Source organism: Agrobacterium sp. SOY23 (assembly GCF_027212525.1).
GTDB lineage: Bacteria > Pseudomonadota > Alphaproteobacteria > Rhizobiales > Rhizobiaceae > Agrobacterium > Agrobacterium tumefaciens_I.
In genome coordinates this window covers 252,194-266,327 of the sequence record NZ_JAPWDT010000001.1, presented here as the reverse complement: position 1 = coordinate 266,327, position 14,134 = coordinate 252,194, and the positions used below count along the sequence as shown (strand labels likewise).

Genomic DNA, 14,134 nt, shown 5'->3' with positions numbered 1-14,134 from the left:
TGGTCGGCCTTCTAGCCTATTTTGCCTGATATGTAAGGGGGAAACGTTGATTTCCTACATCGCGATGGGCTGAACACCGATCAACCATTCGTGCAGTTTCAGGATGAAAGCGCCCCAGAGAACGATGCCGCCGACAATGGCGATAAGATCATAGCGGCCTGAAACGAAGTCGCGGACCACCTTTTCGCCTGCCCTTTCCCGCCGCTTCAGCGAAATCCGCATCACCACACCCCAGGCGAGGAACGATGCGAAGAGCAGGATCGAGGACGTCTCGCCATTGGCCAGAAGATGCGCGAGCGCCCAGATCTTGACCGAAAGAACCATCGGATGCTTGGTCTTGGTTGCGATATGGCCAGCCGGGATGAGGCTGGCGACCAGACAGATCATTGCCAGCAGCATCAGGGTCACGGCGATGTGGCTCATCCAGACCGGCGGATACCAGAGCATGCCCGTCTCCTGCCGCGCTTCGCCGAAGGCATAGATGACGAGGCCGAGCGTGATGAGGCTGACGAGGGAATAAACGCCCTTGAAGGGCCCCTCCCCCATCGTTGCGATCATGCGGGTGCGAAATTGCGGTGCGACCACCTTCAAAAGATGGGTCAGCAGGAACAAGGCAAGACAGAGTGCGAGAAAAATCATGGAACACGGTCCCCCGATGGAACGAATGCGGTCCTATCACCGCGGCTATGAACAGGAATTAGGCTGAAAGTCATGAAAACGCCAGACTATTCAAAGCTTCGCCTTATTCCACCCGCAAAAGGCCACGGTGTTTCATATGACGGATAACTGATGTTTCGCCCCTTTACAGCCTTTTCCCTGTCGCTTCTCGCCGCCCTTCCCGTTTTTGCCGAAGAGGCGCAGAAGCCGAAGCAGCTCGTCATCGTCTCCTTCGACGGTGCGGGCGACAATACGCTGTGGGAAAGAAGCCGGGCGACGGCAAAGCAGGTCGGCGCGCATTTCACCTATTTTCTCGCCTGTACGCTGGTGATGGACAGGAAGACCAGCGCCAAGACCTATCAGGGCCCCGGCCAGAAGGCCGGCCGCTCCAATGTCGGTTTCGGCCAGTCGCCGGAAGAGGTGGAGACGAGGCTTAGAAACATCTGGGCGGCCTATCGCGAAGGTCACGAGATTGGCAACCACACCTGCGGCCATTTCGATGGCGGGCAATGGACCGCCGAACAATGGGACGGCGAATTCACCACCTTCACCAGCACGCTGGAAAACGCCTGGCAGATGATCGGCAAGAAGGGCGAAGAGCCGGAAGGCTGGCGCGAGATGGTGAAGAACATCAACGGCTTCCGTGCACCCTATCTCTCGCAGGGATCGGCGCTGACCACCGCGCAGAAAAAGCACCATTTCGTTTACGACGCCACCAGCATCACCAAGGGGCCCGAATGGCCGGTGGAGCGCGAAGGCATCCAGCATTTCGGCCTGCCGCTCATTCCCGAAGGCCCGGGCAACCGGCCGATCATCGCCATGGACTACAATCTCTTCATCCGCCACTCCATCGGCGTCGAAACGCCGGATCGTGCCGGGGAATTCGAGGAGCGTGCCTATACGGCCTTCCGCAACGCTTTCGACAGGCAATATAATGGCGAGCGCATTCCGCTGCAGATGGGCTTTCACTTTGTGAAGATGAATGGCGGCGCCTATTGGAACGCCTATGAGCGGCTGCTGCGCGAAGTCTGCCAGAAGCAGGATGTGGCCTGTGTGAGTTATGCCGAGGCGATGCCGATGATCGAGGCGCGCAAGAAGCAGAAGACCGAGGGCTGAATCTTCTCAGCTTATGAAAAAGGCGGCCAATTGGCCGCCTTTTTGTTTGTTCAGGGGCGGTTGGCCGCCAGCTCACCTTCTTCCGCTTCGCGGCGCAGATAACGCATGTCAATATCCGGCAGCGGCTTGTCATCGATCGCAGCTTCAAAGGCCACAAGGCGCTTGTGGATGGAAAGCAGCTCGATAATCGTCGACCAGTAGTTCACCAGATACTGGAAGGAGTTGCTAACCTCACCGAATGCCGTCGCGATCTGCTGCCAGATACCCATGGTGATGCGCCCGGCAACAAATGTCGGGATGAGGATGAAGTTCAGGAAGATCGCGTCGAGCTGGCCGTAGGAATAACGCGCAACGTTGAAATAGAGGTAGTGCCAGTACATGCGGAAATAGTTTTTCCGTACATTGGAGAACAGCTCCCGCACTGTTACGGGATCGGCCCGATCGGCATGGTCTTCGCCATAAACCAATTCCTTGCGATAGGCGGCCTCGACACGCTGGTTGCGGAAGTTGAGGCCCGGCAGCTTGATGCCGGCGAGCGCCAAAAGCGCGGTGCCGAAGATCGACCAGATGATCGCCAGCCAGAACAGCGCATGCGGAATGGCGCCAATGACCGGCAGGTCGCCCACATGTTCGGACATGCGGAACAGAAGCGGCAGGAAGACCACCAGCGTCATGACGGAATTGATGAGCGTGACGCCCAGCCCTTCGAGAATATTGGCAAACCGCATCGTATCCTCCTGGATACGCTGGGATGCACCCTCGATATGGCGCAGCTTGTCCCATTTCGACATGTAATAGTCGTTCATGGCCGTGCGCCAGCGGAACACATAATGGTTGGTGAAGAAGGCCGTCACCACATTCATCACCACGCCGACAGCACCGATCTCGAGGAACTTGAGCTGATAGTCATAGAACTGACCGGCCGTCACATCGCCCTGCTTAGAAAGCGCATTCTGCAGGAGATCAAAGAACGGGCCGCGCCAGTTGTTCAGCGCCACGGAGACCTGCACCGCGAAATAGGCGATGAAAATGATGAAGGCCGAGCCCCAGATGGACCATGCGGTCCAAGGATGATCCTTGGCGACCACCTGCCATGTTATGCCGAATATGGCGACGAAGATGGTGAAGTAGAGATAGAACCACAGATTGTCGGGCGAGAAGAAATAGGCAAGCCCGATGGGTGCTGTCTGTCCTGCTGCAAGCGGCGGCAGGCCAATGGCCGCGCCGATCTGCGGGCCGACACTGTACCAGACAACGATGCACACGATTGTCCACAGCGCGGCCGACGTGAAGAAGATTTTCGGTTTGGGGAAGAAGGAATGAAACACGTTTCGAACTCACGCGCGTTTGAAATCAGCCATTATTGGCGAAGCACTTATTGGCCCGAACCTAGGGCAGAAATTTGTGCACAGCAACGGAGAAGCGCTGACCTTAACAAGATGTAAGGCGAAGTTGACGAAACGAACCGCGATGAAACAGTGGGAAAGGTGCGATAAGACGGCCGTTGGCGCTAACGCCGCCCATCCGTGGCAAGCACCGGCAACATCAGCAGAATGCTGACGACGAGTACGGCGGAAGCGAGAATGCTTGGGGCGGTGAAACTTCCCGTCACCTCGGCAATCCAGCCGGCGGCGAGCGGCCCGACAATCTGGCCCGTGCCGAAGGCGGCCGTCATCAGAGCAAAGGCGCGACGCGGGCTCGGCCCGGCGAATTCCCGCCCGAGCTGCAGGCCATAGGCGGTGATGACCATGAAGGTCAGCCCGAGAAGCAGGCCGCCGGCCAGCACGCCGGCCACCGGCGGCAGCATCACGGAAGCGAAGACACCCACGGCCTCGACGGCGAGAACGATCACGAAAGCCCGCTTCAACCCCTGCGACTTCAGGACCGGCTTCCAGAGGAAAAGCGAAACGGCGGCGGCGCAGCCGGTGATGAACCAGGCGAGAAACTCCACGAAAGCGCCAGCTGCCGCCATGCGGGCGATCGCCACGATGAAGGTTGCGGTAATGACATAACCGAAACCAAACAGCCCATAGGCCAGCGTCGTCAGGAACAGCGGCCGCGTCCAGCTAAGCGGCGGCTCCGCTGCGGAAGATGCATGCCGCGGCGGGCCTGCGGGCAGCACCCGGAAGACGAGAAGGAATGTGACGAAGGAAAAGACGGCACCGGCGATCCACTCCTCTCTCCAGGAGGATCCGCCGCCATCAAAAACCACACCGATCAGATAGACCACCAGCGATGAAATCGCGACGCCGGCACCGACACCGCCATAATGCAGCGCCTGCACACTATCCCGGCCGGCTTTTGCGGCATGGCCGATGACGATCTGCGAGGTGAAGATCATGGTCATTGCACTGGCAACGCCGGCCAGAAACCGGATGACGACGAAGGCCGCAACCGAATTGACGGCAGCCATGGCCAACAGCAGCGCAGCCGTGGAAAACAGGCAGCAAAGGGCAACCAGCCGCTCCCGCCCAGAGCCCCATGAATAGGCGGCGAGAACCGCACCTGCCAGATAGCCGGCGAAATTTCCGGCCGCGACAATTCCGGCATCCCCCGCCGAGAGCGGTACATCGGCCATCATGCCGGGCAGGATGGGGGTAAAGGAAAAACGGCCGAAACCCATGGCGGAGGCCATCATGAGGGCGCCTGCGAAACCAAGCGCGGTCAGATGTGTGGCGGAAAGTGGCTTGTCGATGCTCATGCGTGGCTTATCGCAACCGGGCGGATAAGGGACAAACGAGTTATTTTGATCGGCGTTATAAGCGGTCTTTATGTCACGGAGCGAGCGTCGATACGCTCCGGTGTCGCCGCTTGTTTCTTCTCCCCGCCGGGGAGAAGGTGGCCCGAAGGGTCGGATGAGCGGGAAACGTTGCCGAATATCTCTACCCTCGCCCCCTCATCCCGCTGCCGCGGACTTCTCCCAGGCGGGGAGAAGAAATATGCCGCACCCGCTCGCTCCTACGTTAGGAGCGAGGGTGGCGGAGAGGAGGTTTAGCTGTCACTCAGCAAGCGTCAGCACCAGCGGCCCGTTCTTCGTCGCCACCACGGTATGCTCATATTGCACCGTCGGCGCGCTCGGATCGCTATAGAGCGTCCACGGATCGTCGTCGCCATCCTCGGCCCAATAGGCGCCCGTCGAAAGAAACGGCTCGACGGTGAAGACCATGCCTTCCTGCATGACGCGCCGCTCGTCCTTGTCCGGCCAGGTCGCCAGTTCCTTTGGCTCCTCATGCAGCGACCGGCCAATGCCGTGGCTCGCCAGATTGGTGATCAGCGTATAGCGGTTCTTTTTGGCAAAAGCGCCGATGGCGTTGCCGATATCGGCGAAGGGCCGTCCGGTTTTCACCTGTTGCAGACCGGTCCACATGGCGCGCTTGCCATCGCGGCACAGTCGCTCGATTTCCTTTTTCACCGGCGGCACGGCGAAAGACGAGCCCGTATCACCGAAAAAGCCGTTCTTCACCGCCGAGACATCGATATTGACGAGATCGCCCGCCTTGATGATGCGTGGCCCCGGAATACCGTGGGCCACTTCCTCGTTAACGCTGATGCAGGTCGCGCCGGGAAATTTGTAGCAGAATTCCGGCGCCGATTGCGCATCGTTATCTTCCAGCACCTTGCGGCCGATCGCATCCAGCTCGGCCGTGGTGATGCCGGGTTCCAGCGCGTCCGCCATGGTCTGCATGGCGACCGCACACAGGCGGCCGATATCCTTCAGCAGAACCAGTTCTTCTTCGGTGGAAATGACCATGTCTCTGTCCGTCGTTCTAACCGGCGGGTCTGAAAACGCCCGCCTTGGTAATCATCAGGCCGTGGCTTTCACCGGATCGGCGCTCCCCGTCAATTCTTTTCTGACGATCGGGGCGACTTTCGTACCATAAAGCTCGATGCCGCGCATGATCTGATCATGCGGCATCAGGCCAATGGCCATCTGCAGCAGGAAACGATCATTCTTGAAGACGCCATGTGCCTTGATGATCTTTTCCGCCACCAGTTCCGGTTCGCCGAGGAAGAGATTGCCCTCCGGCCCACGCGCCGCATCGAAATGCGCGCGGTTCGTCGGTCCCCAGCCGCGCTCGCGGCCGATGCGGTTCATCACCTCCGCCTGCGGGCCGTAAAACTGGTCCGCCGCCTTGTCGGTCGTATCGGCAATGAAACCATGGACGTTGATGCTGGTGCGCAGCTTCGTCTTTTCCTGACCCGCCCGGCGGGCCGCCTCATGGTAGAGATCGAACAGCGGCGCAAAACGTCGATATTCGCCACCGATGATGGCAAGCGCCACCGGCAGGCCCATGGCGCCGGCCCGCGCCACCGATTGCGGTGTGCCGCCGACCGCGATCCACACCGGCAGACGTTCCTGAAGCGGACGCGGATAAACCCCGCGCTCGTTGATGGCCGGATGTTTGGTGCCGGACCAGGTGACGATTTCCTGTTCGCGCAGCGCCAGAAGCAGATCGAGCTTCTCGGCGAAGAGCACGTCGTAATCTTCGAGATCATAACCGAACAGCGGGTAGGATTCGATGAAGGAACCACGCCCGGCCATGATCTCGGCACGGCCGTTCGACAGGAGGTCGACAGTCGAGAATTGCTGGAACACCCGCACCGGGTCATCCGAGCTGAGCACCGAGACGGCGCTCGTCAGGCGGATGTTCTTCGTCTTCACCGCCGCCGCCGCAAGCACGGTGGAGGGCGAGGAGACGACATAATCCGGGCGGTGATGCTCACCTAGCCCGAACACATCAAGCCCGACCTGATCCGCAAGCTCGATTTCCTCAAGAAGATGTTTGAGCCGGCGCGCGCCTTCCGGCCCGCGGCCATCGGCGGGATTGGGATTGACATCCGCGAATGTGTAAAGACCGAGTTCCATAAACGATACCTCTGTTTGCTTGTCTGAGAGATAGGGACGGACGGTCTTTCAGACAAACGCAAAATCTGGAAGCTTAGCTTCGAAAAAATGGATGGGCGCAGCCGGATTTACCACGCCTGCCCCCTCCCCCGAAATGGCGATTGCCAGCCCGCCCCCTTTGGGCATAACCTGCTTAAATATGTGCGAAGTAATGCAAAAAGGGGAAAGCATGCATCGGACAGTTATCGTGACAGGCTCCACAAGCGGTATTGGCCTTGCGATTGCGCAGCGATTTGCGCGCGACGGTGCCAATATCGTGCTGAACGGCTTTGGCGACGAAGACGAGATCGAAAAACTGCGCCTTCTGCTGGAAGCCGAAAGCGGCGGACGCGTGCTTTACCACCCCGCAGATATGACGAAACCGGACGAGATCGCCGATCTCATTCAATCCTCGCACGAAAAGCTCGGCTCTGTGGATGTGCTCATCAACAATGCCGGTATCCAGCACATCGCGCCCATCGAGGAGTTCCCGACGGAAAAATGGGACTGGATCATCGCCATCAATCTGACCAGTTCCTTCCATACCATGCGCGCCGCGATACCGCTGATGAAAAAGGCTGGCAAAGGCCGCATCATCAACATTTCCTCGGCCCACGGCCTTGTCGCCTCGCCGTTCAAATCGGCCTATGTGGCGGCCAAACACGGCATCATGGGCCTGACGAAGACGGCAGCGCTTGAGCTTGCCCAGACCGGCGTCACCGTCAACGCCATCTGTCCCGGTTACGTGCTGACCCCGCTGGTCGAAAAGCAGATACCGGAAATGGCCAAGGTGCGCGGCATCAGCGAAGAGGCGGTGAAAAACGACGTGATGCTGGAGTTGCAGGCGACCAAACAATTCGTCACCGTCGATGACGTCGCCACCGCCGCCCTGTTTCTGGCAAGCGATGCGGCGAGCAACATCACCGGCACCCATATTTCCGTGGATGGCGGCTGGACGGCGCAATAATTGCCGGGCTTTCTTTCCGTTATGGAAACAATGAATTGCCAAAACGGAAATCGATATGCAGGCTCGGGCGTGCATAGATGTGCAGGGACAATGACAAGAAACCGGCTCGATAGCCGGTCAACACAGCAAGGCATTGCATGAACGACGCGATCAGCTTCATCCTCAACAGCGAAACCGTTTCGCTGAAGGATTTCGGACCGACAGATACGCTTCTCGATTACCTCCGCATCAGCAAGCGGTTAACCGGGACCAAGGAAGGCTGCGCCGAAGGCGACTGTGGCGCCTGCACGGTGCTGGTCGGACGGCTGCTGGACGGCTCGCTGCGATATGAAAGCGTCAATGCCTGCATCCGTTTTCTGGGCTCGCTGCACGGCACGCATATCGTCACGGTGGAGCATCTGGCCGCCCGTGACGGCACGCTGCACCCCGTGCAGCAGGCAATGGTGGATTTCCACGGCTCGCAATGCGGTTTCTGCACGCCGGGCTTCATCATGTCGCTTTATGGCCTGTGGCTCACCAGCGAAAACCCCGGCCGCGCCGATATCGAAAAGACGCTGCAAGGCAATCTCTGTCGATGCACGGGTTATGAGCCGATCGTGAAGGCCGCCGAAAAAATCGCCGCCGCCCGCCCAAGCGCACTGTTTGACCCGCTGCAACGGGACCGTACCGATATCATGGCAAGGCTTTGGGCGGTCCGCGAAAACGAGACAATCACCGTCACCCGTGGTGAGGATCGCACCATCATTCCGGCGACGCTTTCCGACTTGACCGAGATTTACGCCGCCGAACCGAAGGCGACCATCGTCGCCGGTTCCACCGATGTCGGCCTATGGGTGACGAAACAGATGCGGGCGCTGAACCCGGTGATCTTCATCAACAATCTCGGCGATCTGCAAACCATCACCGTGGATGAGGAGGGCGTTACGCTCGGTGCCGGCGTCACCTACAGCCAGGCCTTCAACACCATCGCAGAACATTCCCCGCCGCTTGCCCGGCTGTTTGACCGCCTGGGCGGCGAGCAGGTGCGCAACATGGGCACCATCGGCGGCAATATCGCCAACGGTTCGCCCATCGGCGACACGCCGCCGGCGCTGATCGCGCTCGGTGCGACACTGACCCTGCGTTCCTCCTCCGGCAATCGCAGCCTGCCGCTGGAAAGCTATTTCATCGATTATGGCAAACAGGACCGGCTGAGCGGCGAATTTGTCGAAAAGCTGTTCATTCCGTTCCAGAAGCCGGAAAGCCACTACGCCGTCTACAAGATTTCCAAGCGGCGCGACGAGGATATTTCTGCGCTCTGCGGTGCTTTCAGCCTGACGCTCGATGCCGATGGCACCGCCGAGGACATCCGCATCGCCTTTGGCGGCATGGCCGGCACACCGAAACGGGCCGCACATCTGGAGGCGGCGCTTCTTGGCAAGCCCTGGTCGCAGGAAACGATCGACGCGGCGCGCGAAGCGCTGGATGAGGATTTCACGCCGCTGACGGACTGGCGCGCGACTGCCGAATATCGGCAACTGACGGCCAAGAACCTGCTGACGCGGTTCTTCCTCGAGACTTCGGGCGAAAAGCAGGAACTTGCGCGCTTCACGCTGGAGGAGGCTTGAACCATGGACACCACAAGCTTCGACAAGACCAAGACCGAAATCGACGGCCCGATGCACGCTTCGCTGCGGCACGATTCCGCCCACAAGCATGTGACCGGCAGCGCCGAATATATCGATGATATTCCCGAACCTGCCGGCCTCGTCCACGGCGCGCTCGGCCTTGCCGACCGCGCACACGCCGAAATCGTCTCGATGGACCTTTCCGAGGTGGAAGCGACACCAGGCGTGCTGTGGGTGATGGTTGGCAAGGATGTGCCCGGCGAAAACGATGTCTCGTCCGGTGGCCGTCACGACGAGCCGCTGCTGGCCGAGACAAAGGTCGAGTTCCACGGCCAGCCGATCTTCGCGGTTTTTGCCGAAACCCGCGATATCGCCCGCAAGGCCGCGCGCAAGGCGAAGATCACCTATAAGGACCTGCCGCATTTCACCGATATCGATACGGCAATCGAAAATGGCGGTGCGCTCGTCATCGATCCGATGACGCTGAAACGCGGCGATGCCAAGCTTGAAATGGATGTCTCGCCCCGCCGCCTTACCGGCACGATGCGGATCGGTGGGCAGGAGCATTTTTATCTTGAAAGCCACATCGCCATGGCCGTGCCGGGTGAGGATGACGAGGTGACGTTGTGGAGTTCTACCCAGCATCCAAGCGAAATCCAGCATATCGTCAGCCATATATTGCAGGTGCCGTCCAACGCCGTCACGGTACAGGTGCGCCGTATGGGCGGCGGTTTCGGCGGCAAGGAAACGCAGGGCAACCAGTTTGCCGCGCTTTGCGCCATCGCCGCCAAGAGGCTGAACCGGGCCGTGAAAATCCGCCCGGACCGCGACGAGGACATGACGGCCACCGGCAAGCGCCATGATTTCCGCGTCGATTACGAACTGGGCTTCGATGACGAAGGCCGCATCCACGCCGTCGACGCCACCTATGCGGCGCGCTGCGGCTTTTCCTCCGATCTCTCGGGCCCGGTCACGGACCGTGCCCTGTTCCATGCGGATTCCAGCTATTTCTACCCGCATGTGCATCTCACCTCGCGGCCGCTGAAAACCCACACCGTCTCAAACACCGCCTTTCGCGGTTTCGGCGGCCCGCAGGGCATGCTGGGGGCAGAACGTTTCATCGAGGAAATCGCCTATGCCGTCGGCAAGGACCCGCTCGATATCCGCAAGCTGAATTTCTACGGCGAGACCGGCTCCGGCCGCACCGCGACGCCCTATCATCAGGAGGTCGAAGACAACATCATCGCTCGCATCGTCGAGGAGCTGGAAACCTCCAGCGACTACCGCGCACGACGTGATGCAATCATCGAGTTCAACAAAACCAGCCCGATCATCCGCAAGGGCATCGCGCTCACCCCTGTCAAATTCGGCATCTCCTTCACCATGACCGCCTTCAACCAGGCGGGCGCGCTGGTGCATATCTACAATGACGGCTCCATCCACCTGAACCATGGCGGCACCGAAATGGGTCAGGGCCTTTACACCAAGGTGGCGCAGGTGGTGGCCGATGCCTTCCAGGTGGATATCGGCCGGGTGAAGATAACCGCCACCACGACCGGCAAGGTGCCGAACACCTCGGCCACCGCCGCCTCTTCCGGTTCGGACCTCAACGGCATGGCGGCCTATGACGCCGCCCGTCAAATCCGGGAAAGGCTGGTCAAATTCGCCGCCGAGAACTGGAACGTGCCGGAAGAAGAGGTCGTTTTCCTGCCGAACCGGGTGCGCATTGGGCTTGAGGAAATCGCCTTCAACGATTTCATCAAGAAGGCCTATTTCGCCCGCGTGCAGCTCTCCGCCGCCGGCTTCTACAAGACGCCGAAAATCCACTGGGACCGCGCCGCCGGCCGTGGCACGCCGTTTTATTATTTCGCTTATGGCGCAGCCTGCTCGGAAGTGTCGATCGACACGCTGACCGGCGAATACCTGATGGAGCGCACCGATATCCTCCACGATGTCGGCAAGTCGCTGAACCCGGCCATCGATATCGGCCAGATCGAAGGCGCCTTCGTACAGGGCATGGGCTGGCTGACCACGGAGGAATTGTGGTGGGACGGCAAGGGGCGGCTGCGCACCCACGCGCCTTCCACCTACAAGATCCCGCTCGCCTCCGACCGGCCGAAGAGCTTCAACGTCAGGCTGGCGGAATGGGCGGAAAATGCCGAACCCACCATCGGCCGCTCCAAGGCCGTGGGCGAACCGCCCTTCATGCTGGCGATCTCGGTTCTCGAAGCGCTTTCCATGGCCGTCGCCTCCGTCGCCGATTACAAGGTCTGCCCGCGGCTCGATGCACCGGCAACGCCGGAGCGGGTGCTGATGGCAGTGGAACGACTGAAGAAGGTGTGAGGGGGCCAGCGCCAATGCCTGATACCTCTCTCTCCACTTTCCTCGCCCGCTCCACCCCCGCGATCCTCGTGGAAATCGAAGCCGTCAAAGGCTCCTCACCACGCGAGGCGGGCACCTTCATGCTGGTCTCACAGGATGACTTGTGGGAAACCATCGGCGGCGGCCAGTTCGAATATATGGCGATAGACCACGCCCGCGCCATGCTGCGGGCAGGTGCTGCCGAAGACCGCATGGATATTCCGCTTGGGCCTGAAATCGGCCAGTGCTGCGGCGGGCGCACCCTCATCCGCTTCCGGCTGATAACGGTGGAGATCGCGGCCACTCTCGAAGCAAGACTGAAGGGCGAAGCCGAACAGCAACCCGCCGTCTTCATTTTCGGCGCGGGCCATGTCGGCAAGGCGCTGGCGCAGAGCCTGTCGCTGCTGCCCCTGACGCTGACGGTGGTGGAAACGCGTGAAAGCGAGCTGCGCGATCTTACCGCGGGCATCGCATCCGTGCTCACCCCCATGCCGGAGGCGCTCGTCGCGAAAATCCCGGCCAATGGTGCGGCCATCATCGTCACCCATGATCACGCGCTCGATTTCCTGATTGCAAAGGAGGCGCTTGCCCGCAACGATCTCGCCTATGTCGGCATGATCGGCTCGAAGACCAAACGCGCCACCTTCGCCCATTGGCTGGCGGATCAGGCAGAGCCTCCTTCCCGCCTTGCGAAGCTCATCTTGCCCATCGGCGGCACCGGCGTCAGGGACAAGCGCCCCGCTGTCATAGCGGCCCTTGTGGCAGCCGAGTTGCTTCAAGCATTTTCTGCCACCGAAACTGGGAATCCCCGCAAGCACCAGCCCGCCCATCCTTGAGGCCGAGATCACGCTTCAACGTATCAGGCAGGCTTTCATCGGCCAGATTGTCCGGCCGAAAGCTTTCAAAGGCAAATTGCTCCGCTGTCCGCAGACCCGCGCGCAGGCGGGACCACGCGCGCAATAATGCTGTGCGCATGTTCGTCTCCATTCAGAATTTTCAGAAGCTCAGTTGATCTATGAAACTGAAAATGACTTGATTTTTGGATAAAAACCAATGAAACCTTTGGTGGTTATCATAAAGAGAACTTATCCATGAAGATGTCTCGCCAGTTCCCGCTGAATGCGCTGCGTGTGTTCGATGCCGCAGCCCGGCATCTGAGTTTCACCAAGGCCGGTGAAGAGCTGGGCATGACGCAGACGGCTGTCAGCTATCAGGTGAAGCTGCTGGAGGAAAATATCGGTGAGCCACTCTTCATCCGCAAAGCGCGGCAGGTCTTGCTGACCGAGGCCGGACACAAACTGGCGCCGAGAGTGGCGGAAGCCTTCAACAGCCTGCGGGAGGCCGTCGATACTATTCGCGATACGTCAGACACCACACTGACCATCCATTCCACCGCCACTTTCGCCTCGCGCTGGCTGTCGCGGCATCTGGGCGCCTTCCAGCTTGAGCATCCCTCGATCGCGGTGCGGCTCGACACATCGAGCACATTGATCGATTTTTCGCAGTCCGACTGCGATGTCGCCATTCGCTGGAGCCGTGACGACGGCAAGGGGTTGGCCTATCATCAATTGCTGCGCGGCGTTTATACGCCGATGCTGCATCCAAGCCTCGCCGAGACCATCGGCGGATTACACAAGCCGGAAGATCTGCTGCGCCTGCGCATCATCGATCCCGGCGATGTCTGGTGGAGCCAGTGGTTTCGTGAGGTGGGCGTCGAAAATCCGGGGCTTGACCGGTATCCGCGCAGCCGCCTCAATGTGCAGGCCTTCGAAGCCGCCGCGGCAATCGCCAATCAGGGGGTGGCCATGCTCACCCCGGAACTTTATGCCGACGAGATCGCGCTTGGCCGCCTTTACCAGCCCTTCGAACACCTCAGCAGCGAAGGCAAGAACTACTGGCTGGTCTATCCCGAAAACCGCAGGAACATCCGCAAGATAAAGCTGTTTCGCGACTGGATATTGAAGCGGATCGAAGAAAGCCATCCGCAGCAACCGCCTCAAAACCCCATGTCCGGCGCATAAAAACAGCGTGGCGTATCCTCATCCGGAAACAGACAGAGATGATATTCGCCGTCCTCGGACCGTCTTGCCTCGCTCTGCGACCAGCTGAAAACGTGACGCCGCGTGACCATGCGGTGATCGCCGGGTGCAAGGGAGACCTCGTAACCGTCGGGCGTGACACGAACGCTGCGTGTGGGGATCATCTGGCAATCACCGGTTTCGGCATCGCCATTGCAGCAATAGCTTTCATATTTGAACCCCTTGTGGGATTCATGGGCAAGTGCTGTGGCGGTGACCGCCAGGAGCAGGAAGAGGACCGTCAGAACAAGGCGCATCGGCATGGTCTCCGTTGAAAACAACGGCGGCTGCCGGAAGATCATTGCGTCCCTTTATTCAAACTTCACACATCAACACGCACCCGGACACAACGGCACCGGTAACTGCGACACCTGCCCCCTGATCTGCCCCCGCCCCAGGGTTCGCAGCGCCCGCTTTCGGAATAACCGCCAGCGAAACATGTCATGGAAGCCCTGCGCACCGG

At 60.0% G+C, this 14,134-nt stretch carries 12 protein-coding genes; 6 read left to right on the top strand and 6 right to left on the bottom strand.

Going from position 1 to position 14,134, the window contains the following annotated elements; genetic code table 11:
• Nucleotides 1-54: 54 nt before the first annotated feature.
• A complete protein-coding gene (locus O3S81_RS01295) occupies nucleotides 55-639 on the bottom strand; it encodes an NnrU family protein (RefSeq protein WP_269340437.1) in 585 nt (194 codons plus the stop codon).
• A 150-nt stretch (nucleotides 640-789) separates the two neighbouring features.
• Between O3S81_RS01295 and O3S81_RS01290 the strand changes: the two genes are divergently transcribed.
• A complete protein-coding gene (locus O3S81_RS01290; RefSeq protein WP_269340435.1) occupies nucleotides 790-1,773 on the top strand; it encodes a polysaccharide deacetylase family protein in 984 nt (327 codons plus the stop codon).
• Nucleotides 1,774-1,823: 50 nt separating this feature from the next.
• On the opposite strand, the gene sbmA is transcribed toward O3S81_RS01290, so the two are convergent.
• The 4 genes from sbmA to O3S81_RS01270 form a co-directional block, all read right to left on the bottom strand.
• On the bottom strand, nucleotides 1,824-3,101 hold the full coding sequence (gene sbmA, locus O3S81_RS01285) for a peptide antibiotic transporter SbmA (protein ID WP_269340434.1): 1,278 nt from the start codon (nucleotides 3,099-3,101) through the stop codon (nucleotides 1,824-1,826).
• A gap of 182 nt (nucleotides 3,102-3,283) precedes the next feature.
• Nucleotides 3,284-4,474 (bottom strand): MFS transporter, encoded by a 1,191-nt coding sequence (locus tag O3S81_RS01280; protein WP_269340432.1) that lies wholly within the window; start codon nucleotides 4,472-4,474, stop codon nucleotides 3,284-3,286.
• Between the two features lie 297 nt (nucleotides 4,475-4,771).
• The gene (gene map / locus O3S81_RS01275; protein ID WP_269340430.1) at nucleotides 4,772-5,524 is read right to left on the bottom strand and encodes a type I methionyl aminopeptidase; all 753 of its coding nucleotides are present in this window, start codon (nucleotides 5,522-5,524) and stop codon (nucleotides 4,772-4,774) included.
• Between the two features lie 54 nt (nucleotides 5,525-5,578).
• A complete protein-coding gene (locus tag O3S81_RS01270) occupies nucleotides 5,579-6,640 on the bottom strand; it encodes an LLM class flavin-dependent oxidoreductase (protein ID WP_269340429.1) in 1,062 nt (353 codons plus the stop codon).
• Nucleotides 6,641-6,848: 208 nt separating this feature from the next.
• Here O3S81_RS01270 and O3S81_RS01265 point away from each other — a divergent pair, with 208 nt between their 5' ends.
• The 5 genes from O3S81_RS01265 to O3S81_RS01245 all read left to right on the top strand — a co-directional run bounded on the left by O3S81_RS01265 (nucleotide 6,849) and on the right by O3S81_RS01245 (nucleotide 13,614).
• Nucleotides 6,849-7,625: a 3-hydroxybutyrate dehydrogenase gene (locus O3S81_RS01265; RefSeq protein WP_269340427.1), complete on the top strand. Its 777-nt coding sequence runs from the start codon at nucleotides 6,849-6,851 to the stop codon at nucleotides 7,623-7,625.
• Nucleotides 7,626-7,762: 137 nt separating this feature from the next.
• Nucleotides 7,763-9,232, top strand: coding sequence for a xanthine dehydrogenase small subunit (xdhA, locus tag O3S81_RS01260; protein WP_269340425.1), 1,470 nt, complete (start codon nucleotides 7,763-7,765; stop codon nucleotides 9,230-9,232).
• 3 nt (nucleotides 9,233-9,235) lie between these two features.
• Nucleotides 9,236-11,575, top strand: a complete 2,340-nt coding sequence (gene xdhB / locus O3S81_RS01255; protein ID WP_269340424.1) for a xanthine dehydrogenase molybdopterin binding subunit — start codon at nucleotides 9,236-9,238, stop codon at nucleotides 11,573-11,575.
• A gap of 14 nt (nucleotides 11,576-11,589) precedes the next feature.
• Complete coding sequence (xdhC, locus tag O3S81_RS01250) at nucleotides 11,590-12,429, top strand: xanthine dehydrogenase accessory protein XdhC (protein ID WP_269340423.1); 840 nt, start codon at nucleotides 11,590-11,592, stop codon at nucleotides 12,427-12,429.
• A gap of 255 nt (nucleotides 12,430-12,684) precedes the next feature.
• Entirely contained in the window at nucleotides 12,685-13,614 is a 930-nt protein-coding gene (locus O3S81_RS01245) for a LysR substrate-binding domain-containing protein (RefSeq protein ID WP_269340421.1), read from the top strand.
• Here O3S81_RS01245 and O3S81_RS01240 read toward each other — a convergent pair.
• Complete coding sequence (locus tag O3S81_RS01240; RefSeq protein WP_269340419.1) at nucleotides 13,590-13,928, bottom strand: hypothetical protein; 339 nt, start codon at nucleotides 13,926-13,928, stop codon at nucleotides 13,590-13,592. The genes O3S81_RS01245 and O3S81_RS01240 overlap by 25 nt on opposite strands.
• Nucleotides 13,929-14,134: the final 206 nt, after the last annotated feature.